Here is a 20,117-nt window from a genome sequence, read left to right as displayed (position 1 = left end):
CCCGGAGACGCGCCGCCGAAATAAATCGCCGGGTGTCAAAACCCCTCCCGGAGATACGTCGTGGTCGCCGGAAACACGGCGGCGAGCGTCTCGACCGCCTCGCTGTCGGCGTCGAGGTCGTCGGTCGCGGCGAGGTCGCTCGCGCCGCGATAGCCGACCGCGAGCTGTGAGAACGCACCAATCGAGGCGACCGCGTCGCCGGTCGGGTCGTCGCCGCGTCGCTCGACCGTCGCCGCCCCGTCGGCGACGGCGAGCCGGTAGCGCCCGGCCACTGAATCGAGCAGCGGGTCGCGAATCCCGACCTCGACCGTCGCGTCGACGCCGTCGGGGTACGAGAGCGCTTCGAGCGCCACCGGCACGTCGACGAACCGAATCATCGGCCCGGTCGTCAGCTTCGGCGAGAGGTCGTCGGGGTCGTCCACCATCGCGTGCAGCGGGCTGTCGGTCGCCGTCTCAAGCTGGACCTCGCCGACCTGCGAGTCGTGGTCGGTGAGGAAACCGAGCAGATGGCGGAACGCCTCGGTATCGGCGGCGTCGTAGCTCCGAACGTAGAGGGTGCGGTCGCCCCAGTCGCCGTCGATGGTGTACGCGAGCCACGCCCGGGCGTCGCCGTCGGCGTCGCGCCACCGGTAGACGTACGGGTCGGTGTCGAAGCTCCGGAGTTGGCGGGTGCGCCACCACGCCTCCGACCGGTCGAGCGAGAGGTCGTCCGTGCCGGTGGCGGCCTCGTGAATCGCGTCGAGCGACTCCCACGCGTCGCGGCCGACCCGCTCCCACGTGCCGCCGGTCGCGGCCGCGGACCGCAGCGTGGACGGCTCCGTCTCCCACTTCAGTCTGCGGCTGGCGGTCGCCCAGCCGAACTGCGCGTAGAAGGCGTGTTTGAACGGCCACAGGACCGAAACGGGAGTGTCCGTCTCGCGGTAGCGCCGACAGAGCTTCCGGAGCATCACCTCGACGTAGCCGTTGCGCCGGTGTTCCGGCGGGGTCGCGACGGTCGAGAGTCCGCCCGCCGAGACGCGGCTGTCGCGCGCCCACATCGAGAAGTCGTACGACGAGCAGATGGTAACCGGCTCGCCGTCGGCCGTCACCGACGTGTCCGGGTACAGACCGTAGCGCGTGTGCGGCGGGTCCGGGCGATCGGACTCCTCGAGTTCGGGACCGGCGTCCGGCTGGAAGGCGTACTGGACGTACCGCCAGAACAGGTCGTCGGTGCCGTCCGGCAGTCGGTGGAGGTGCATACACGAGGATTTAGACGACGGCTGATAATCGCGTCGACCGCGTGAGAGGGCGTCACGGACCGGCGGATTCAGGTGGCTACGACGGTAACTGCGGGTATGGCAGACAGCACGGACAGCCCCGACTGGCTCCCGCTTGCCGGCCTGTTCGCGGCGATTATCGCGATTGCCGGGCTGGGCAACTACGTCTTCGCACAGTTGGGACTCGGGCGCGTGGGGTCGCTCATCTGGGTGCTCGGCTACGGCGGCGTGGTCGTCACGGCGTGGGCGCTGTGGTTCCGCGGGCAGACGTTCGACCCCCAGTAGCCGAACGCTCTTCTCGCTGTGTCCCGTCCCGTCGAGCGTGGAGTCCGACAGCCCGACCGTCATCGACCGCGTCGTCGTCCACACCGACGACATCGTCACCGCCCTGGAGGCGAACGTCCGGCGCGACGCCGGCGCAGTCCTCCGTATCACGCCGCCCTTCTCGGGTCGCATCCGCGCACGGCTTCATCTCGACGGCCAGGAGGCCGACTACGACGACCCGCGGCCGATTCACGTCGCCCCCGAACTGCTCGTGGCTGACGTGCCGGCGTTTCCGACGCCCGACGACACCGACGAACAGCTTCGCGAGGCGGGTGAGTACTCCGTCGAGCGCCACCGCGACGCCCACGCCGAGGCCGTCGACGACTGGCGGCGAACGGTCGCGACGAGCGTGCTCGAGTCCACCACCATCGACACCGTCGAGGGGAGCCACGAGGTTTCCGTCGTCACCCTCGGGTAGCAGAACGTTGAGGTGACCGCCGGCCGGACGGTCGGTATGGAGTACACCCAACTCGGCAACACCGGGACGGCGGTGACGGAGATTTCCTTCGGGACGTGGCGGTTCGGCCGCGAGACGGACGACGGCTACGAGGTCGACAAACGGCAGGCGCACAAACTGCTCGACGCGTACGCCGACGCCGGCGGCAACTTCATCGACACCGCCGACGTGTACGGCGGCGGCCTGAGCGAAGAGTGGATCGGCGACTGGCTCGCCGACCACGACCGCGAGGATTTCGTCATCGCCTCGAAGGTGTACTGGCCCACCCGCGAGGACGACCCGAACGGGCGGGGACTCTCCCGGAAACACATCCGCCGACAGATCGACAGAATTCTCGACCGGCTCGGTACGGAGTACATCGACGTGCTCTACATCCACCGCTGGGACGACGCCACGCCCGCCGAGGAGCTGATGCGCACCCTCGATGGACTCGTGCGGTCGGGGAAGGTGAACCACCTCGGCACCTCGACGATGGAGCCGAACGCGTGGCGCATCGCCCAGGCGAACGAAATCGCACAGCGCGAGGGGTACGAGCCGTTCACGGTCGCTCAGCCGCGCTACAGCCTCGTCACGAAGGAGGTGGAGTACGACTACGTCGACGCGCTCGCCGAGTACGACATCGGGATGTGTCCGTGGTCGCCACTCGGCGGCGGCTTCCTCTCCGGGAAGTACACGCGCGATGAGATTCCCGACGGGACCCGCGGCGCGGAGAGCGACCGGTTCGAGGACCGCTACCTGACAGAGGAGAACTTCGACGTACTCGACGAGGTACGGGCCGTCGCCGACGAGGAGGACGCCTCGCCGGTGCAGGTGGCCATCGCGTGGCTGCTGGAACAGGAGACGATGACCGCCCCCATCATCGGGGCGCGCACGGTCGATCAGCTGGAAGAGAATCTCGGCGCGACCGAGGTCGACCTCTCGGAAGAACAGGTCGAGCGGCTGGGCGAGGCGAAGGACGCCCCGTCGTTAGTTTAGACGTCGTCGATGCGCGTGATGGCCGGCTCGACGGTCGGCTCGTCGTCCTCGTCGGTCACGCGTGTGTAGTAGCTGTTGTAGCGGCTGAGCTTCCGGTAGAGGATGTAGCCGAAGACGCCGTCGTAGACGAGGATGAAGAGCAGGAAGGTAATCCCCGGGAAGGAGACGTAGGTGACGATGCTGTTGTACGTCGCGTGGATGGCCGCGGCGATGAGCAGCCCCTTCACGACGATGGGTCCGGCGTCCTCGGGATTGAACTTCGCGAGCCCGAGATAGTAGCCGGCGAAGGCGGAGTAGATGACGTGGCCGGGACCGACGAACGCGCGGGCGTAGGCCGTCTGGAAGCCCGCCTCGACGGTGCCCGGGCCGGTGAGCGCGTTCGCGCGGATGACGCCCTGCACGATGTACAGCGCGTTCTCGACGGTGGCGAAGCCGAGCCCCGCGACGGCTCCGTACACCGCGCCGTCGATGACGGCGTTGAACGCCGAGCGGTCGAACGCGTACACCCGGATGGCGAGCCACTTGACGAACTCCTCGCCGGGACCGACGACGAGGAAGAAGAAGAGCACCATCCCGAACTGAATCCCGTCGAACAGCGGGCTGAGCGCCGTGTTCACCGTCGCGGCGAAGGAGGCAAACAGGATAGCGAGGATGAACGTGACCGCGAGTGGCCACCACGGTTCCCGCATCGTCTCGTCGTGGTACCAGACGAAGCCGGCCAGCCCGAGCGCCGGCACCACCGACAGCAGCGTCAACCCTCCGATCGCCGGATTCCGGTAGATGGCGTAGCCGATGACGCCCACCTGCGCGACCAACAGGAGCAGCGCCGTGAGGATGAGCAGTCCCTTCCCGCCCCACCGGACTGCGCCGTGCGTCTTCACCGCCAGCGTATCGAGCAGGCTCCGCTGGTCCCACTCGGCTACGTCATAGAGGTCCTCGTCGCCGAACTGTTCCCCGACGGGGTCGCCCGCGCTCGAATCTCCCATCTTGATTTGCGACTCACCGCCCGCGGGCAAAACAGTACGGGGCGTCTCACCCCAGGGCCGTGGCGACCGCTCGCCGCTTCACGAGCAGAAACCCCGCGAGGATGACGGCGAAGCCGACGACTGTCCGCGCGTCGATAATCTCGCCGAGGAAGAGGAAGCCGACGACCGCGGTTGCGACCGGGGCCGCGTAGGAGACGAGGTTGATTTCGACGGGGCCGAGTCGCGCCAAGAGGTCGAAGTAGATGAGGAAGCCGACCGCGCTCGCGGCCAGCGACAGGAACAACAACGCACCGACCGACCGGGGCGTCACCGCCACGTCGGCCACGGACTCACCGACTGCGACACTGCCGACGTGTAGCAGTCCCGCGCCGATGACCATCGCCCACGCTTCGAGCGAGGCGTCCGGGAGCGCGGCGTCGAGTCGCCGGTTCACGACCGACCCGGCCGCGAACGCGACCACGGCGAAGAAGACGGCGACCAGCCCGGGCGCGACCGTGAGCCGGCGCGGGTCCTCGACGGCGAGTATCGCGACGCCGACGAAGCCGAGCAGGAGTCCGGCGACGCCAAGCGGCGTCAGTCGCTCGCTCGGGAGGAGGAGCCGCGAGAAGCCGGCGGTCAGCACGGGCGACAGCGAGACGACGATGGCCGCGGCGGCGCTCGACACCGCCGGGTCGGTCTCGCCGACGAACAGCAGGGCGTGATACAGCGTGATGATGAGGACGGCAGTCGAGACGACGCTCGCCCACTCGCGGCGACCCTCGGGGACGAGTCGGTCGGTCGCGACGGCGGCGTACGCGAGCATGACGACGCCGGCGATATCGAAGCGGAGCGCGGCAAACAGCACGGGCGTCTCGAAGAAGCCGGCCGGCGCGTCGGGCGTGCCGAGTCCGGCCTTGATAGCGACGAACGCCGACCCCCAGACGGCGGCTAACGTCGCGAACAACAGGAGATTGCGGTGTCGCACGTCGACACTCGCCCCGGTCGATGGGAGAAGCTTTCGGACCGGAGTTTCGTGTCAACGTGTCGCACGAATGCCGTAGCTTTATGCGTACAGCTACCCCACATGTCACCATGGCCGCATACGGCCGGCCCGCACTCAGGTCGCTGTTCGACGACAGCCCGACACCCCACATCGCGCACCCGCCGCGCACCCACCACCGAGACTTCTACGTCGCCACTGACGGCTCCTACCGCAACTCCGGAGCCGGCGGCTTGGGCGTGCTCATCGAGACGGGTGACGGCGAGACGGTCGCGCGACTGGCTGTCGCGGACTCACCCCCGAACAACAACGTCGCGGAGTATCGCGCGCTCCATCTCGGACTCGACGTGTTGGCCGAGCGTGCACCGCCGTCCGCGCGCGTCGGCGTCGTCCTCGACCACGACGACCTCGCGGCGAACGTCAACCGGGCGATGCTCGCGCTCGCGACGCCCGAATCCGAGCCGCCACATCCGGTTCGGCTCCCCACCGCCACGGGGAACCACTGGCGCGGGATTCTCGCGCGCATCGGCGGCTTCGGCGAGCTTCGGGCCGCCCGCCTCGACTCCCGGGAGAATCCGGCCCACCCGCTCGCCAACGACCCGACCGGCTACAGCCACGTCAACCACGAACCCGACCGGTGTGTCGTCCCCTCGACGCTGGAATCGACCGCCGACTCGACGGGCGAGCAGATCCCGCCGCCGTCGCGGGCGGACCGCCACGCCGACTAGAGCAAAGAGAGGTCGCCCGTCACCCGGTCCACGAGATTCTCCTCGCCCGGGCCGACGGCCAGTGCCGTCACCGTCCCCGGTTCGAGCTGGGTGTGGCCGGCGTCGCTGATGACCGCATTGGGCAACCCCTCCCGTCGGGCCTGGTCGGCGAGTTCGTGAATCTCGCGCTCGCTCGACACCTTCAGAACGATTTTCTTCTGGCCCCCCTCCTTCCACTCGGACTGGCTCTTGGTGTGGGCGTTCTCGTAGGCTTTCAGCGAGGCGTGGGAGGCCTGTGCGGCCAGCTTTCCTTTCCCCATGCCGATATCCGTGCGGACGACGATTGCCTGTTTCATGGTCGTCGCTCGTGGGCGACGGTCATAGGCCTTCAGACACGACCGCCCCATTTTTCGTCCTCTCGCCCGGTCACTCTCGTATGATACTCTCGGACGCCGACATCGAGCGGCGACTCGGCGACGACCTCGTCGTCGAGCCGCTCGACGACCCCGACATCCAGATACAGCCGGCGAGCATCGACCTCCGGCTCGGCAGCGAGTTCTTGGAGTTCCAACACGCCAACATCCCGTGTATCCACCCGAACGACGAGACGGAGACCGAGGAGTACACGAGAAAGACGACCGTTCCGGAGGGTGACGATTACATCCTCCATCCGGGGGATTTCGTCCTCGGGACGACCGTCGAGCGCGTCGAGATTCCCGCCGACCTGATCGCCCACGTCGAGGGTCGCTCCTCGCTCGGCCGGCTGGCAATCGTCGTCCACGCGACGGCCGGGCTGTGTGACCCCGGCTACGAGGGCCAGATTACGCTCGAACTGTCGAACCTCGGCCGCGCGCCGGTCGCGCTCTCGCCGGGGATGCGCATCTCACAGCTCACCTTCACGGAACTGAAAACCGAAGCCGACCGCCCGTACGGGAGCGAGCGCGGCTCGAAGTACCAGGGACAGACCGGACCGCAGGCGTCTCGGATTCAGGGAGACAGAGAGTTCGGTGGTGACCAATGAGCCGTGTCGAGCCGTGCGAGACCGGCGATTCTCGGCAACGAACGAGTGAGTTCGGTGGTGACCAGTAGTGCGCTTCATCGAGGAGGTCGTCGTCGACGAGTTTCTGCCGACGTTCCGGGCGCTGCTGGCCGGTGACTTGCGCGACCGCGGGCTGACACAGAGCGAGGTGGCCGAGCTACTGGGCATCTCACAGAGTGCGGTGTCGAAATACGCCCACGGCGACGTGGAGACGAACGACCGGCTCGCCGGCGACGAGCGCGTCCAGGAACTCGTCGCGCGACTGGGCGAAGGACTTGCAAGCGGCGACGTGACGCCGGTGCAGGCGCTCGTGGAGACGGAGGTGCTCATCCGACAGCTCGAACGCGGCGACGTGCTCGCGCGGCTCCACGAGGAGACCTTCCCGGCCCTCGCGGAGTACGAGGGCGACTTCGCGGTCCACGACGCCGACTCCGAGGTGCGGACCGCAGAGCGCGTGCTCGCGTCCGTCCGCCGGGGCGTGCGCACCCTCGAAAACACGAGCGGCTTCGCGGGTCTCATCCCGGCGGTCGGCTCGAATCTCGTGGAGACGCTGCCCGACGCCGCGGGCATCGAGGACGTGGCCGGCGTGCCGGGTCGGATCCTCGACGTGAAGGGGCGGGCGACCGTCCCCGGCGACCCGGAGTTCGGCGTCTCCGAACACGTCGCGACGGTGCTGCTCGCGGCCCGCGCCGGCGGGAGCGACGCGCGCGCGGCGCTCAACATCCGCTACGACGACGAGATCGCGACACGGTTCGCCGAGGCCGGGCTCACGACCGCGGAGTTCGACGCCGACGCAGCGGTCGAGACGGCCGTGGCCGACGCCGTGACCGACGACGTGGACGTGGTGTTCCAGTCGGGCGGCTTCGGCATCGAGCCGGCGGCGTACCTGCTGGGGTCGGATGCCGGCGTGGTTGCCGACCGCATCAGAGAACTCCTGTAGCCGTCCCGCTCGGGCGACTACTCCGGCGCAATCGGCACGGTCGCCCGGTAGCCCAAACACCCCGGACACTGGACGCGATTGCGGTCGGGGGCCTCGAACTCGTGCCCACAGCGCGTACACCGATACTCCCGTCGGGCGACGGTAGACGCGAACAGGTCCGTGAGTCCCACGCCGCCACGCTTTGCCTGTCGGCGTGGTAAAACGGGTGCAGAACTTCAGCGAGTGAAAACGCCACCTGCCGACCCGGCGGTGGGGGAGTCGACCGTCGGAGCGGCGGGGAAAGTTGAAGCCCCGCGCCGTCGCCCGTCTGGGTATGCAACCGACCGCCCGCGTCCGGAGGTGCGACCGCTCCTCGATTCGCGTCCTCTTCGACCTCGCGCAACGGACCGACGGCGACCTCGTCCGACTGGAGGTCGGCGAACCGGACTTCGACACGCCCGCTCACGTGAAGGAAGCCGCCGTCGCCGCCATCGAACGCGGCGAGACGAACTACACCTCCAACGCCGGGTTACCAGCGCTTCGGACCGCCATCGCCGACACGCTCGCCCGCGAGTACGACCACAGCTACGGGGCCGACGACGTGCTCGTCACCACGGGCGGGATGGAGGCGCTCCATCTGGCCTGTCTCGCCGTGCTCGACCCCGGCGACGACCTCCTGATTCCCTCGCCGGGGTGGCCGAACTACTGGACGCAGGCGCGACTCGCCGACGCCACGCCCGTCGAGGTGCCGATGGCGTTCCCGTACGACCTCGACGCCGACCGGCTCATCGACCGGATGAACTCGGACACCGGAGCCGTAATGCTGTGTTCGCCGTCGAACCCGACCGGGCGCGTCTTCGACGACGAGGCGGTCGCGCGCGTCATCGAGGCGGCCCGAGACCACGACGCGTACGTCATCGCCGACGAGGTGTACGCCGCCCTCACCTACGACCGCGACCCGACCGGGATGGCGACGCTCGTCGACGACTCCGCACACGTCATCACCATCGGCTCCTGTTCGAAGGCCTACGCCATGACCGGGTGGCGCGTCGGCTGGCTCGCCACCGAATCCAGCGTCGTGGACGAGGCGACGAAGATTCGCGAATCCACGACTGCGAGCACGCCGACTCCGTCACAACACGCCGCCCTCGCTGCGCTCGAGGGACCCCGAACCCCCGTTCGGGAGATGCAGACCGCATTCAGAGAGCGGCGCGACTACGTGACCGACCGGCTCGCCGAGCTGGACGGCGTCGACGCCCCGCGCTCACAGGGTGCCTTCTACGCGTTCCTCGACCCCGAGGGCTACGACGACAGCATGGCGCTCGCGAAGAATCTCGTCACGGAAGCGGGCGTCGTGCTCGCGCCCGGTTCCGGGTTCGGTGACGCCGGCGCGGGAAAACTCAGACTCTCGTACGCGAACTCGCTGGACCGACTGGAGACGGGACTCGACCGACTCGACGCCTACCTCTAATCGTCGCTCTGGACCGTCGTTCCGTTCGCTTCGCCGACGCTGTCGACGCTGACGCCCTCCCAGTCGTGGTCGGAGTGGTAGCCCTCCCGCTCCTGTGCGCTGGCGGCGACGCGGATGAACTCCGCCGACTCGCGGGCCGCCTCGATGGTGTGGCCACCACAGTAGGAGAGTCCCGAGCGAATCCCGCCACAGAACTCGGTAGCCACATCGGCCACCGGCCCCTTGTAGGGGGTGAGCGCCTCGACGCCCTCGTCGGCGCGCACCTCGCTGTCCTTGTCCTCGCGGTCCTCGGCGGCGGCCGTCGTCGCCATGCCGCGCGACCGCTTGTACTGGGTGCCGTCGACCTCAACCACAGCGCCCGGTGCCTCCTCGGTCCCGGCGAAGAGGCTCCCGAGCATCACGGTGTCCGCGCCGGCCATCAGCGCCTTCACCGCGTCGCCGGAGGTGCGGATGCCACCGTCGGCACAGATGGTCACGCCGACCTCAGCCGCGGCGTCGGCACAGTCGTCCACGGCGGTCAACTGCGGCACGCCGGCTCCGGCCACCTTCCGCGTCGTGCAGTGTGAGCCGGGACCGATACCGACCTTCACGCAGTCCGCGCCGGCGGCCGCGAGGTCGCGCACGCCCTCGGGCGTGGCGACGTTGCCGGCCACGAGGTCGGTGTCGGGGAACGCCTCGGCGAGCGTCTCCACCACGTCCAGCGCGCGTTCGAGGTGGCCGTGGGCCACGTCGACGACGAGCGCATCGACGCCGGCCGCGACGACCGCCTCGCTCCGGGCGAGATAATCCTCGTTGATGCCGATTGCGACGGCGACCTGCTGGCCCGCCTCGTGGACCTCCCGCACCTGTTCGGCCTGCTCCTCGGCGGTGAGAAAGCGGTGGAGCACGCCGAGTCCTCCCGCCTTCCCGAGTTCGACCGCGAGGTCGGCCTCCGTGACGGTGTCCATCGCCGCGGAGACGAGCGGGTTCGACAGCTCGACGTTCGGCGTCAACTGCGTCGAGAGGTCGGTGTCGCCGCGGCTGTCGACTGGTGAGCGTTGCGGCACGAGCAGTACGTCCCCGTAGCTCAGTCCGGTGCGTAGCGAATCCATCATCCTTCGGTCAGCAACGCTCGCTGCTTGATAAGTGAATCGACACGACTACTCCATCCGTTCGCCGCCGTTGACGTGGAGCGTCTCGCCGGTCACGAAGCCCGCGTCTCGGAGATACGCCGCCGCCTCGGCGATGTCCTCGGGCTGGCCGTACCTGTCGCGCGGAATCGCGGCCAACTCCTCCTGTTTTTCCGCTTCGGTGCGGTCTGCGGTCATATCCGTCTCGATGTGGCCCGGCGCGATGGCGTTCACCCGAATCTCGGGGGCGAAATCCCGGGCGTGACTCTTCGTGAGCGACACCAGCGCCCCCTTCGAGGCCGCGTAGTGACACTCGATCGGCGCGCCGGTAAAGGCGAGAATCGAGGAGAGATTCACGACCGACGGCTCGTCCGCCGACTCGCGCAGATACCCGAGTGCGGCCTTCGTACAGTTGAACGCCGAGTTGACGTTCACGTCGCTCACGCGGTCGAAATCCTCGGGTGAGAGCGACTCCGTGTAGACGTGCTGGTCGATGCCCGCGTTGTTGACGAGGTGGTCGACGCCGCCGAAGGCGTCGGCGGCCGTCTCGACCAGTCGTTCGGCCGCGTCGTACGCCGACACGTCGGCCCCGACGACGACCGCCTCGACGCCGTGTTCGCGGGCGCGCGCCGCGACCGTCTCGGCCTGCTGTTCGTTCGAGTGGTAATTCACCGCGATGTCGTAGCCGTCGCGGGCGAACCGGAGTGCGATTGCACGACCGAGCCCGCGGGAGGAACCGGTGATGACTGCGCTTGCCATACCGCCGCCGACACTCGGCTCCGTCTTTACTCCCCGCGTCGAATCGCGCGCTCGGCGGCTTCGAGGGCCGTCTCGGCGTCGAACGAGTCCACGACCGCGCGCAGTTCGGCCTCGTCCGCGTCCCGCAGTTCGCGGGCGTGGCGCGTGATGTTCGGGACGGCCCGGATGATGTTGTCGACGATGGGGACGCTCGCGGCCTGTGCCGACCGCGAGAGCGGATTCAGGTCGATGACGACCTCCGTCTTTCCCATCGCGGAAAGCGCCTGCGCGCGGTCCCCGTCTTCGAGTGGAACGAGCACCACGTCGGCCGACCCGATACCGTCGGCGTCCACCTTCGCGCGGGCGTGGTCGAGCCCGGGAATCTCGCCGTCGGCGGCGAGTCCCTTCACGTCCTCGGCCCCGTGCTCGCGGAGGTGGTCGGCGATGGCCTCCATCCGTTCGCGGGTGCGGTTGAACAGATTCACCTCGATGTCCGCGCCGGTCGCGTCGGCGAGCTCGACGACCTCGCCGGGGACGAGCGCGGCGACGTTCCCGTTGACGGAGACGACGGCCTGGTCCGCGAGCAGGAAGTGGGCGGCGGCGGCGCGGGCCGCGTCGTCGGCGCTCTCGATGGTCTGCTCGCCGAGCAGGTAGTCGTAGGCCTCGCCGCGCCCCTGGGCGATGAGCCCCTGTCGGGAGGTGATGCCGATGTCGACGCCGTGTTCGATGCGGTGGCGGGTGAGCAGCGACTCGTAGCGCGGGTGTGACTCCGGAATCTCGGTTTCGTCGTCCGGAGAGACGGGTATCTGTGGCTCGTCGCTCATACCATCTCTCGACGCGCCGGCTACAAATGTCACCGGATAGCTGCTCACTCGACGCGCAGACCGGCTCCCGGCGGATGAATCCGACAGACTGCGGGGTCGTACCCCGCATCGGAGAGTCCGGTCCCGAGCGTGAAGGCCGTCTCGCCGAGCATCGCCATCGACGCCGTCTCGCCGGTCTCGTCCACGTCGTGGAGAATCCCCCGCAGTTCGTCGGTGAGCAAGCCGGCCTCCTCGGCGAAGCGTCGCGACGCCGCGACGAAGGTCGCGAGCGTCGGTGTCTCCCGCACCGTGTCGAGCGCGCGTTCGCCCGCCGCGGACAGCGTCTCGGTGTCGCCGCCGAGTACGTCCGCCGTCGACAGCCCACCCAAAGAAAAATACTCGACGCGCGACCCGCCCGGCACCCCGTCCATCGCGCCGTAGCCCGGTGCACCGGGTTCGAGCCGCAGGGGAATTCCGCCCCGCGCCTGCCCGACCACGTCACCGAGTCCGGTCCCGGACTCCACCTCCGCGCGGTGGGCCAGCGACACGAGGTCGTTCTCCGAGAGGCCGGCCTCGGTGTGGGCGTTCACGACGTAGGCGGTCCCGAGCGCCATCGCGCCCGAGACGCCGAAGCCGGAGCCGAGCGGGAGCGGCGTCTCACACGCCACCCCGAGGTCGACGCCGAGTGCGTCCAACACTCGCTCGACGGGTTCGACGGTAATCGCCTCGCCGTTGAGCGTCACGCCCGCCTCGTCGGTGACGGTCGTCTCGACGCCGTGTGAGAGTGCGACGCCGCCGCCCCGGGAGCCGGCGCGAAGCGGCTGCTCGTCGGGATGCGTGGAAAAGAACCCGGTCACGTGACCGGGGACGAACGCCGTCGCGTGCATACTCCGGCGTCGGTGTGGCTCGGTTTAAAGAATCTGTTTGGCGATTTCGCCTACGGCGAAAGTCGCTGCGTGTCCGTGCGAGGCTCACTTCGTTCGCCTCGCTGGCTCTCAGGTCTTCGTCTTACGGACTCAGACGCTGACGATCGCGCGGGAACAGCACGGCTTCACGGATGTTGTCCAGCCCGAGCATCGTCATGATGAGCCGCTCGCCACCGATCGCCCAGCCGGCGTGTGGCGGCATGCCGTACTTGAACATCTTGGTGTAGTACTCGAACTCGTCGGGGTTGAGTCCCTGCTGTTCGAACCCTTCGACGAGGTGGTCGAAGCGGTGTTCACGCTGCCCGCCGGAGACGAGCTCCATGCGCGGGTGCATCATGTCGAACCCCGTCGAGAGCGTCTCGTCGTCGTCGTGGTCTTTGATGTAGAACGGCTTGATTTCGGAGGGCCAGTCGGTGATGAAGTAGTGTTCGCCGACGTCCTGTCCGAGCACGTGCTCGCCCTCGGTCGGGAGGTCGTCGCCCCACACGAGCTGCTCGTCGAGTTCGCCCGTCGCGTTGATGCGCTCGATGGCTTCCTCGTAGGTGAGCCGCGGGAACGCCTCCTCGGGCACTTCGAAGTCGTCGATGCCGAGCGTCTCCAGTTCGTCGGCGCAGTTCTCGGCGACGCCCTCGTAGGCTGCCTTCGTGACTGCTTCACACACGTCCATCGCCTCGGTGTGGTCGAAGAAGGCCGACTCGAAGTCGATGGAGGTGGCCTCGTTGAGGTGACGCGGCGTGTTGTGCTCCTCGGCGCGGAAGATGGGACCGATTTCGAAGACGCGTTCGAGGCCGGAGCCGACCATCAGCTGCTTGAACAGCTGTGGCGACTGGTTCATGAACGCCTCCTCGCCGAAGTACGTAATCGGGAACAGCTCAGTGCCACCTTCTGTGCCGGTGGCAACGATTTTCGGCGTCGTAATCTCCGTCGAGCCGAACGAGCGGAACTCCTCGCGCACCGCACGCAGCACCTCGGAGCGAATCTCGAAGATGGCCTTCGACTCGTCGCGGCGCACGTCGAGGGTGCGGTTGTCGAGCCGGGTCGGGAGTTCGGCGTCGACCTTCCCGGACGGGTCGAGCGGCAGCTGCGTCTCGGCCTCGGCGATGACCTCGATACCGGTCGGGACGACCTCGACGCCCGTCGGGGCGCGCGGCTCCTCCTTCACGTCGCCGACGATTTTGACGACCGACTCGCGGGCCACGTCGAGTCCGGTCTCGACGAGCTCCTCGTCCATCTCGTCCTTCTCGAGCTTCACCTGAATCTTCCCGCTCGTGTCGCGTACGATGAGGAAGGCGATGCCGCCGAGGTCGCGCAGTTCGTGCACCCAGCCGGCGACGGTCACAGTGTCGCCCGGCGTCGCGTCCGCCGTGTACGTCCGTTCGTCCATACGGCTAGTTTCCGCGGTCGCGACTTAAGCCCCGTCTTTCCGGGTTCACTCGTCGCCGAACGTCGCGTCCACGAGCCGGGCGTACCCGCGCCGGAGCCGCTCGCTCACCGCCTGCCCAGAGATGTCCAGCGTCTCGGCCAGCGCGGCCGTCGTCGTCTCCCGCGGCACCGAGAAGTAGCCGTTCCGATAGGCGGCCGTCAGCGCTTCACGCTGTTCGGTCGTCAGCCCCGGCGCAGGCTCGTGTGACTCCTCCCTGTAGATGCCGCGCATCTCCACCTGCACGCCCGATTCGAGCAGCGCCTCGCGGTAGGCTGCAAGCTGTTCACGCGTCGGAAACCGAATCTCCGAGTGCCACCATCCGTCCTCGTAGTGGGCCGACAACCCCTCGCCGTCCCGCGTCGCCCACAGCGGGTACACCGTCGTCTCGACGGCGTCCGTCGTCGCGAGACTGTAGAGTCGCTCCGTCTCGTCGTCGCTCACGACGACCGGGTCGGTCACCGTCGGGTCGCGCTCGATGCCGTCGTCGAACGCCGACACGCCCTCCGAGACCCAGACGAACAGCCGAAGCTCCTCGGGTCCCTGCGCGCCGATATACTCCACCTCCAGTTCGATATCCTCACCAGCCAGCGTCTCTGCGAGCGCGAGCTCCGGCGACCGGAAGCTGTACGAGAAGATGCAGCTCACCGGCTGTCACACCCCCACGTGGCGCTCGGTCAGGCGCGCCAACCCCCGTCGGAGTCGTTCGCTCACCGCCTGCCCGGAGATACCCAGCTCCTCGGCCAGCGCTTTCGCGGTCGTCTCCCGCGGAATCGCGAAGTAGCCGCGCTCCCTCGCGAGCTTCAACACCGCTTCCTGTTCGGGTGTGAGGCCGCTGTCGCCCGGAGCGTCCGACGTGTACTCGCGGAGCAGTCGGACCGTCACGCCCTCGTCGTCGAGCCACTCCCTGTACGCGGTGAACGTCTCCGCGTCGGGAAACCGCGTCCGGACGTGCCACCAGCCGTCGGCGTACTGTGCGTGCAGCCGCTGTGCGCCGATGTCGACGAGCTTCGGATACGTCGTGTGCGCCTCGTCGGTCACTTCGTACCGGTAGAGCCGGCGACCGTTCTTTTCGGTGAGACATCGTACGTCACGGACCGTCGGGTCGGCTTCGGTTCCCGCCTCGAACGCCGTCGCCCCCTCCGTGACCCACGAGAAGTGTGCCGGCCGAGACGGGTCTACCCCGACCGTCCGTTCGAGTACGAGCCGAATCGACCCCTGCGAGCACGTCTCGGCGAGGGGTAGTGCATCGGATTGAATCGCGTACCGAGCAATCACGCTCACAAGATACCCGTCGAATTCCCCGAATATAACTCTATGTGCCGTTCTCGCCGGCTGAAATTATGCCGTGTTGTCAGGGGTGAGTTCCCTCGCCGCGGCCTTCGCGCCGTCGACCGTCTCCGCGACCACGTCCGCCCCCTCGTCGTGGATGAGGTCGCCGACGACGACGGTGTCGGCGTGTTGTCGCATCCGGTAGGCGTCGTCGTACGTTCCGATGCCGCCCCCATAGAACAGGGTCGCCTCGTCCAACGCGTCGTGGGCCGCACCGACGATGTCGGTGTCGCCGAACATCCCCGAGTACTCCACGTAGACGATATCCTGTCCGAGCATTCGCTCGGCGACGGTTGCGTACGCGGCGACGTCGTCGGCGTCCAGGTCGCAGTTCGCCTCGGTGTACGTCGCCACGGAGGCGTCCGGATTCATGATGATGTACGCCTCGTTGAACGTCCGACTCCAGTCGATCTGCTCGTCGGTTTTCACCCAGTTGAGATGTGCGCCGGTCGTCCAGAAGGTGTCGCCGGCGTTGAGCACGACGGGCACGAGAAAGCCGTCGGGACTCGGCTCGTGAACGACTGCACTCGCGTGTGACGGCTCGATGTAACAGGCAACGTCGTGTTCAGCACACGCCGCCAGACACGGGGTGAGATACTCGCGCATCTTCTCCGCCGTAATGTCGAGCGTGCCACCGATTTCGATTGCGTCGGTGCCGGTCGCACACACATCCGTGAACGTCTCGTCGCCGTACAGCGTCTTATCGGGGTCGAGTTTCACGATGTGGTCCCAGTCGGTCCACGGAGCGGTCATACTCGCCGAAACCCGGCGCGGGGAGAAAACCCCTTCGGATACCTATCAGTTCACGGTCACACGGCCGAACGCAACGGTATAACGGCGCGATACCGAACGCGTGGGTATGGTGCGACAGACGCCGCAAGGGACCTCCGTCGGCGTGGACGACCCCTACGCGTTCGTCGACCGGTGTGAGTATCTGACGGACGACGGACGCTGTCGCTACGCCGTCGAACACGGCCACAACGACCCCGAGTTCGCCCGCGAGCGCAGAGAGGACGACCTCCGGTGTCCCGCCGCCGACCCCCACGGCGAGTGGGAGTGGGCCGACTGTCCGAAGTTCCGCTCGCGCACGCACGGGGACGAGTGTATCCGGTGTGGACTGTCCGCCCACCGGCAGGCCCACGACGACAGCCGCCCCCTCCTCGAGGAACACCACCTCGAATACCCCGACGACGACCGCCGGGAGCTGAGCCACGAAATCACCGTCTCGCTGTGTCGGTGGTGTCACGCGAAGGTCCACCAGTCGTGGGCGCGCGTGGACGACGACGCCAGCCCCGACGCCGAGGCGCTCGCCGCCCGCGAACAGCGCCGCAGCGACGAGCAGTCGGAGACGAGCTTCACGACCGCGGCCGACCGCTACGACGACGAGTAATGCACGGGGATGGGTACTGACGGCGACAGTCGTCGTATTCCGCAGATATTTCACCACGGATGTGCTATCCGGTCCATGACCCGCATCGTCGTCGTGGACAACCACGGTCAGTTTACCCACCTCGAACACCGGACGCTGCGCGACTTGGGCGTCGACGTCGAACTCGTCGACAACGAGACGCCGCTCGCCGACACCGACGCCGACGGCTACGTCCTCTCGGGCGGGCCGTCGATGGACCGCGTCGGCCGCGCCCCGGAGTACATCGACGCCGACGTGCCCGTCCTCGGCATCTGTCTCGGCCACCAGCTCATCGCGACCGAACTCGGCGGCGAGGTCGCGTCCGGCGAGTACGGCGGCTACGCCGACGTCGACGTGTACATCGACGACGACACCGACCCGCTCGTCGGCTCGCTCGCCCCGGAGACGCGGGTGTGGGCCAGCCACGCCGACGAGGTGACGAAGGTGCCCGAAGGGTTCGAGCGGACCGCCTCCAGCGACGTGTGCAGCGTCGAGGCGATGGGCGACACCGACCGCGACCTCTACGGCGTCCAGTGGCACCCGGAGGTGGCCCACACCGAGCGCGGCGAGGAGCTGTTCGAGAACTTCATCGCCCGCTGTTCGTGAGCGTCTGACGCCGGTCAGACGGAACGGGGGTGTGAACGCCTCACACCCCACCACACTGTCAGTAGCGTTATTTGACCCGAGCGACAAGCCGCGCCAATGACGGCATCGCAGGGAGACCTCGCCTCGCTGTCGCGGTTCATCTTCCGCGCCCCGAGCTGGTACTCCAGTCTCGCGTTCGCGCTCGCCGTCGCGGCCCTGGCCGGTATCGCGGCCTTCGACTCGCGGTTCATCCTCGAAGACGCGTGGGAGGGGATCTTCTACATCGGAATACCGACCGTCGTCGCCAGCGTCGTGACGCCCTACGTCGACCGGCTCCTCGGCGGGAACCTCACGCCAAACCGTGCCTCCCTGCTCGCTCTCGTCTGTGAACTGCTCCTCGTCGGCGCGCTCGTCGCAGCGAGCGTGCTCGCGGTATTCGTCTCGGGACTGGGGCAGGATTTCGTCTTCGACACGCTGCTCGCGGCGCTCGCGGCCGTCTTCGCGCTCCGGCTGCTCGTGACGATGGCCATCTCCCACCGGTCGCCGCTGCGGGCGAGTCTCCCCGCCAGCATCCAGACCGTCACCGCCGCGATACTGCTGTTCGTCTACACCGGTGCGGCCCGCTATCTGGAGGGCGGGTCGCTCACTGAGTCGTTCCTCTCGCCGGCCACGCGCGCCAGCGAGGCCCCGGTGGAACTGCAACTGCTCATCGTTGTCCCCTCCGATTTCCTCCTGCTCGGCGGAATGTGCGTGCTCTACGCGACCGCGGTGACGCTGTTCGTCGCCGTCATCGACCGCCCGTGGAAGCAGTCGATGGGTATCTCCGTGCTGGATTTCCTCCGCGGCTTCATCGGCCACATCGCCGAGGGGACCCGCGAGCTGGAGACGTTCTTCGAGCGCATCGGCGAGGAGGCGGTCGTTCCCGTTACAGTTCTCTCCTTCCGTACCGACGAGGGTGAAAAAGCCCGGTTCGTCCTCCCGATGATTCATCCGGGACCGATGGGCGAAATCGGCGGCGGGAACCTCCCCGAGCGCGTCTCTCGGCAGGCCGACGGGCTCGCCTTCCCGCCCCACGCCACCGCCGGCCACGACTTCAATCTCGTCACCTCCCGCGAGGTCGACACCCTGCTCGATGCGACCGACCGCGCGATGGAGGAGCTGGAGTATCACGACTGTGCGACCGAGAGCGTCCGCACGACCGAGGGAGATGCGACGCTGCTCGCACAGGCGTTCGGCGACGACGCGTTCATGACCGCCACCTACGCGCCGGGCTTTGCAGACGACGTGGAGTACGCCGTCGGGCTCTCCGCACAGGCGGAGGCCCGACAGGGCGGGCTGGAGGATATCATGCTCGCCGACGCCCACAACTGTAACAACGGGCTCGAAGGCGACGACCTCGGCCACGTCGTCCCCGGCTCGAAGCGCTCGTTCGACATGATCGAGGGCGCACGCGCGTCCGGCAATCAACTGGCCGAGGCGACCCGGTATCCGGTCAAGCTCGGCACGGCGTGGGACCGCACCCGCTGGGAACCGCTCGACGGTATCGGTCCCCTCGGCGTCCGCGTCGCCGTCATCGAGGTGAACGGCCAGGAGACGGCCTACGTCCTCGTCGACGGGAACAACATGGAGCCGGGGCTGCGCGATACAATCGTCGAGACGCTGGAGACGCACGTCGACTTCGCCGAGGTGATGACGACCGACACCCACATCGTCAACACCGTCGAGGCGTCGAATCAGGTGGGCGAGCGCATGGACGGCGACGACCTCCGGCTGCTCACCGTCGAACTGCTCGAAGAAGCGCGCGACGACCTCGAACCGGTGGAAGCGGGGATGGCGACGGAACGCGCCGAGGTGACGGTGTTCGGCAACGACCGCACCGAGTCGCTTGCTGCCCACGCGAACGCGATGGTCCAGATGGGTGGGGCGCTGGCGGCGACGTTCATCCTCGCCGTCACGCTCATCTCGGTCGTGTTATTCTTCCTGACCTGACTCGAACAGCTCGTCGACGGCGTCGCGTGCGGCACGGGCCGCCTCGTCGGCGACCTCCGCCGCGTGCTCTTCGGCGTCGAGATACACGTCCACGTCGAGCACGCCGTCCTCGAAGCTGACGGTCACGTCGAGGTCGCGGACGTCACTCTGCGCGTAGCGTGAGAAAACGAGTCCCTCCGCGGCGTCGGAGGCAGTTTCGACGACCTGTTCGTCAGTCGGCTCGTCGTTGCCCATTACGCGCCGCCCGGACCCTGCGGACCCTGCGGACCGCCACCGCCCTGCTGGAGCATGTTCTGAAGCTCGGACTGAAGCCCGTTGAACTGGTCTTCGACGCGCTCTTCCTGCTTTTCGAGCGTCTCGACGCGGACTTCGAGCGAGTCGACCTTCTCTTCGAGCGCCTCGTAGGCGTCGTCGTAGTCGGTCTCGACGAGCAGCTCGCCGACCTCGCGGTACATCTCCAGCCCCTCGTCGAGGTCTTCGAGCGTCTCCAGTGCGGTCTTGGACTCCTGCAGCGTGGTCTGGGCCTGCTCCTTCTGAGCGGCGACCTGCTGGGCCGTGTCCTGAAGGTCCTGTAGCTCCTCGATTTTCTCCTGTGCTTCCGGCGGAAGGTTGCCCTGCATATCTCCGGCGACGGGCTTGCTACCCAAAAACCCCCGCTTTCCGTCTTCCTCCGTTCAGCCGCCGATTCGACCGC

25 protein-coding genes are annotated in these 20,117 nt (G+C 67.9%); 10 read left to right on the top strand and 15 right to left on the bottom strand.

The features are described from left to right. Positions 1-35: 35 nt before the first annotated feature. On the bottom strand, positions 36-1,238 hold the full coding sequence (locus tag DM818_RS03515) for a GNAT family N-acetyltransferase (protein ID WP_172977279.1): 1,203 nt from the start codon (positions 1,236-1,238) through the stop codon (positions 36-38). A gap of 96 nt (positions 1,239-1,334) precedes the next feature. Between DM818_RS03515 and DM818_RS14885 the strand changes: the two genes are divergently transcribed. The 3 genes from DM818_RS14885 to DM818_RS03505 are packed head-to-tail and all read left to right on the top strand — an operon-like array spanning position 1,335 to position 3,012. After that, positions 1,335-1,541: a hypothetical protein gene (locus DM818_RS14885; RefSeq protein ID WP_075938052.1), complete on the top strand. Its 207-nt coding sequence runs from the start codon at positions 1,335-1,337 to the stop codon at positions 1,539-1,541. 37 nt (positions 1,542-1,578) lie between these two features. After that, positions 1,579-1,998, top strand: coding sequence for a hypothetical protein (locus DM818_RS03510; RefSeq protein ID WP_075938053.1), 420 nt, complete (start codon positions 1,579-1,581; stop codon positions 1,996-1,998). A 36-nt stretch (positions 1,999-2,034) separates the two neighbouring features. Next, a complete protein-coding gene (locus tag DM818_RS03505; RefSeq protein ID WP_153952297.1) occupies positions 2,035-3,012 on the top strand; it encodes an aldo/keto reductase in 978 nt (325 codons plus the stop codon). Here the strand turns inward: DM818_RS03505 and DM818_RS03500 are convergent. Together DM818_RS03500 and DM818_RS03495 are read right to left on the bottom strand one after the other, a co-directional pair. Continuing rightward, on the bottom strand, positions 3,009-3,998 hold the full coding sequence (locus DM818_RS03500; RefSeq protein WP_153952296.1) for a PrsW family intramembrane metalloprotease: 990 nt from the start codon (positions 3,996-3,998) through the stop codon (positions 3,009-3,011). The two genes, DM818_RS03505 and DM818_RS03500, sit on opposite strands and share 4 nt — an antisense overlap. A 46-nt stretch (positions 3,999-4,044) precedes the next feature. Continuing rightward, on the bottom strand, positions 4,045-4,962 hold the full coding sequence (locus DM818_RS03495; RefSeq protein WP_123123819.1) for a DMT family transporter: 918 nt from the start codon (positions 4,960-4,962) through the stop codon (positions 4,045-4,047). Between the two features lie 107 nt (positions 4,963-5,069). Here DM818_RS03495 and DM818_RS03490 point away from each other — a divergent pair, with 107 nt between their 5' ends. Continuing rightward, entirely contained in the window at positions 5,070-5,705 is a 636-nt protein-coding gene (locus DM818_RS03490) for a ribonuclease HI (protein WP_075938056.1), read from the top strand. Here DM818_RS03490 and pth2 read toward each other — a convergent pair. After that, a complete protein-coding gene (gene pth2, locus DM818_RS03485; protein WP_075938057.1) occupies positions 5,702-6,040 on the bottom strand; it encodes a peptidyl-tRNA hydrolase Pth2 in 339 nt (112 codons plus the stop codon). The genes DM818_RS03490 and pth2 overlap by 4 nt on opposite strands. Before the next feature lie 80 nt (positions 6,041-6,120). Between pth2 and dcd the strand changes: the two genes are divergently transcribed. Beyond that, the gene (dcd, locus tag DM818_RS03480) at positions 6,121-6,705 is read left to right on the top strand and encodes a dCTP deaminase (protein ID WP_123123821.1); all 585 of its coding nucleotides are present in this window, start codon (positions 6,121-6,123) and stop codon (positions 6,703-6,705) included. Positions 6,706-6,772: 67 nt separating this feature from the next. Beyond that, on the top strand, positions 6,773-7,663 hold the full coding sequence (locus tag DM818_RS03475; protein WP_075938059.1) for a thiamine-phosphate synthase family protein: 891 nt from the start codon (positions 6,773-6,775) through the stop codon (positions 7,661-7,663). A gap of 17 nt (positions 7,664-7,680) precedes the next feature. On the opposite strand, the gene DM818_RS03470 is transcribed toward DM818_RS03475, so the two are convergent. Further along, a complete protein-coding gene (locus tag DM818_RS03470) occupies positions 7,681-7,833 on the bottom strand; it encodes a hypothetical protein (protein ID WP_153952295.1) in 153 nt (50 codons plus the stop codon). Positions 7,834-7,976: 143 nt separating this feature from the next. Here DM818_RS03470 and DM818_RS03465 point away from each other — a divergent pair, with 143 nt between their 5' ends. After that, complete coding sequence (locus tag DM818_RS03465; RefSeq protein ID WP_123123822.1) at positions 7,977-9,113, top strand: pyridoxal phosphate-dependent aminotransferase; 1,137 nt, start codon at positions 7,977-7,979, stop codon at positions 9,111-9,113. Here the strand turns inward: DM818_RS03465 and DM818_RS03460 are convergent. The 8 genes from DM818_RS03460 to DM818_RS03425 all read right to left on the bottom strand — a co-directional run bounded on the left by DM818_RS03460 (position 9,110) and on the right by DM818_RS03425 (position 16,194). Next, a complete protein-coding gene (locus DM818_RS03460) occupies positions 9,110-10,204 on the bottom strand; it encodes a guanosine monophosphate reductase (RefSeq protein ID WP_123124584.1) in 1,095 nt (364 codons plus the stop codon). The genes DM818_RS03465 and DM818_RS03460 overlap by 4 nt on opposite strands. A gap of 48 nt (positions 10,205-10,252) precedes the next feature. Beyond that, positions 10,253-10,981 carry a 3-oxoacyl-ACP reductase family protein gene (locus DM818_RS03455; RefSeq protein WP_075938061.1) on the bottom strand — a complete coding sequence of 243 codons (729 nt, stop codon included), beginning with the start codon at positions 10,979-10,981 and terminating at the stop codon, positions 10,253-10,255. Between the two features lie 26 nt (positions 10,982-11,007). Beyond that, positions 11,008-11,784, bottom strand: a complete 777-nt coding sequence (locus DM818_RS03450) for a 4-phosphopantoate--beta-alanine ligase (protein WP_123123823.1) — start codon at positions 11,782-11,784, stop codon at positions 11,008-11,010. A 44-nt stretch (positions 11,785-11,828) separates the two neighbouring features. Further along, the gene (locus tag DM818_RS03445; protein ID WP_153952294.1) at positions 11,829-12,650 is read right to left on the bottom strand and encodes a pantoate kinase; all 822 of its coding nucleotides are present in this window, start codon (positions 12,648-12,650) and stop codon (positions 11,829-11,831) included. A 121-nt stretch (positions 12,651-12,771) separates the two neighbouring features. Continuing rightward, positions 12,772-14,073 (bottom strand): aspartate--tRNA(Asn) ligase, encoded by a 1,302-nt coding sequence (gene aspS / locus DM818_RS03440; RefSeq protein WP_123123824.1) that lies wholly within the window; start codon positions 14,071-14,073, stop codon positions 12,772-12,774. 45 nt (positions 14,074-14,118) lie between these two features. Continuing rightward, positions 14,119-14,757, bottom strand: coding sequence for a helix-turn-helix domain-containing protein (locus DM818_RS03435; protein ID WP_123123825.1), 639 nt, complete (start codon positions 14,755-14,757; stop codon positions 14,119-14,121). Between the two features lie 6 nt (positions 14,758-14,763). Then, on the bottom strand, positions 14,764-15,393 hold the full coding sequence (locus tag DM818_RS03430; protein ID WP_075938066.1) for a helix-turn-helix domain-containing protein: 630 nt from the start codon (positions 15,391-15,393) through the stop codon (positions 14,764-14,766). A 57-nt stretch (positions 15,394-15,450) separates the two neighbouring features. Then, positions 15,451-16,194 (bottom strand): phosphoglycerol geranylgeranyltransferase, encoded by a 744-nt coding sequence (locus DM818_RS03425; protein ID WP_075938067.1) that lies wholly within the window; start codon positions 16,192-16,194, stop codon positions 15,451-15,453. A gap of 109 nt (positions 16,195-16,303) precedes the next feature. On the opposite strand from DM818_RS03425, the gene DM818_RS03420 reads away from it, so the two are divergent. The 3 genes from DM818_RS03420 to DM818_RS03410 all read left to right on the top strand — a co-directional run bounded on the left by DM818_RS03420 (position 16,304) and on the right by DM818_RS03410 (position 19,423). Further along, the gene (locus DM818_RS03420) at positions 16,304-16,831 is read left to right on the top strand and encodes a DUF7097 family protein (RefSeq protein ID WP_075938464.1); all 528 of its coding nucleotides are present in this window, start codon (positions 16,304-16,306) and stop codon (positions 16,829-16,831) included. A 75-nt stretch (positions 16,832-16,906) separates the two neighbouring features. After that, a complete protein-coding gene (locus DM818_RS03415; RefSeq protein ID WP_075938068.1) occupies positions 16,907-17,455 on the top strand; it encodes a GMP synthase subunit A in 549 nt (182 codons plus the stop codon). Between the two features lie 96 nt (positions 17,456-17,551). Next, positions 17,552-19,423: a DUF2070 family protein gene (locus tag DM818_RS03410; protein ID WP_075938069.1), complete on the top strand. Its 1,872-nt coding sequence runs from the start codon at positions 17,552-17,554 to the stop codon at positions 19,421-19,423. On the opposite strand, the gene DM818_RS03405 is transcribed toward DM818_RS03410, so the two are convergent. Then, the gene (locus DM818_RS03405; protein ID WP_075938070.1) at positions 19,406-19,657 is read right to left on the bottom strand and encodes a DUF3194 domain-containing protein; all 252 of its coding nucleotides are present in this window, start codon (positions 19,655-19,657) and stop codon (positions 19,406-19,408) included. The genes DM818_RS03410 and DM818_RS03405 overlap by 18 nt on opposite strands. Next, positions 19,657-20,043: a prefoldin subunit beta gene (locus tag DM818_RS03400; protein ID WP_075938071.1), complete on the bottom strand. Its 387-nt coding sequence runs from the start codon at positions 20,041-20,043 to the stop codon at positions 19,657-19,659. The genes DM818_RS03405 and DM818_RS03400 overlap by 1 nt, the downstream gene beginning before the upstream one ends. Positions 20,044-20,117: the final 74 nt, after the last annotated feature.

Origin of the sequence: Halosegnis longus, assembly GCF_009663395.1 — an archaeon.
Classification (GTDB): Archaea; Halobacteriota; Halobacteria; order Halobacteriales; family Haloarculaceae; genus Halosegnis; species Halosegnis longus.
This window is presented reverse-complemented; position numbering and strand designations above follow the sequence as displayed.

Coding starts and splice junctions, on each gene's coding strand:
- DM818_RS03515 (WP_172977279.1), bottom strand. CDS start 1,238: ATGCACCTCCACCGACTGCCGGACGGCACCGACGACCTGTTCTGGCGG.
- DM818_RS14885 (WP_075938052.1), top strand. CDS start 1,335: ATGGCAGACAGCACGGACAGCCCCGACTGGCTCCCGCTTGCCGGCCTG.
- DM818_RS03505 (WP_153952297.1), top strand. CDS start 2,035: ATGGAGTACACCCAACTCGGCAACACCGGGACGGCGGTGACGGAGATT.
- DM818_RS03500 (WP_153952296.1), bottom strand. CDS start 3,998: ATGGGAGATTCGAGCGCGGGCGACCCCGTCGGGGAACAGTTCGGCGAC.
- DM818_RS03490 (WP_075938056.1), top strand. CDS start 5,070: ATGGCCGCATACGGCCGGCCCGCACTCAGGTCGCTGTTCGACGACAGC.
- pth2 (WP_075938057.1), bottom strand. CDS start 6,040: ATGAAACAGGCAATCGTCGTCCGCACGGATATCGGCATGGGGAAAGGA.
- dcd (WP_123123821.1), top strand. CDS start 6,121: ATGATACTCTCGGACGCCGACATCGAGCGGCGACTCGGCGACGACCTC.
- DM818_RS03465 (WP_123123822.1), top strand. CDS start 7,977: ATGCAACCGACCGCCCGCGTCCGGAGGTGCGACCGCTCCTCGATTCGC.
- DM818_RS03460 (WP_123124584.1), bottom strand. CDS start 10,204: ATGGATTCGCTACGCACCGGACTGAGCTACGGGGACGTACTGCTCGTG.
- DM818_RS03455 (WP_075938061.1), bottom strand. CDS start 10,981: ATGGCAAGCGCAGTCATCACCGGTTCCTCCCGCGGGCTCGGTCGTGCA.
- DM818_RS03450 (WP_123123823.1), bottom strand. CDS start 11,784: ATGAGCGACGAGCCACAGATACCCGTCTCTCCGGACGACGAAACCGAG.
- DM818_RS03445 (WP_153952294.1), bottom strand. CDS start 12,650: ATGCACGCGACGGCGTTCGTCCCCGGTCACGTGACCGGGTTCTTTTCC.
- aspS (WP_123123824.1), bottom strand. CDS start 14,073: ATGGACGAACGGACGTACACGGCGGACGCGACGCCGGGCGACACTGTG.
- DM818_RS03425 (WP_075938067.1), bottom strand. CDS start 16,194: ATGACCGCTCCGTGGACCGACTGGGACCACATCGTGAAACTCGACCCC.
- DM818_RS03415 (WP_075938068.1), top strand. CDS start 16,907: ATGACCCGCATCGTCGTCGTGGACAACCACGGTCAGTTTACCCACCTC.
- DM818_RS03410 (WP_075938069.1), top strand. CDS start 17,552: ATGACGGCATCGCAGGGAGACCTCGCCTCGCTGTCGCGGTTCATCTTC.
- DM818_RS03405 (WP_075938070.1), bottom strand. CDS start 19,657: ATGGGCAACGACGAGCCGACTGACGAACAGGTCGTCGAAACTGCCTCC.
- DM818_RS03400 (WP_075938071.1), bottom strand. CDS start 20,043: ATGCAGGGCAACCTTCCGCCGGAAGCACAGGAGAAAATCGAGGAGCTA.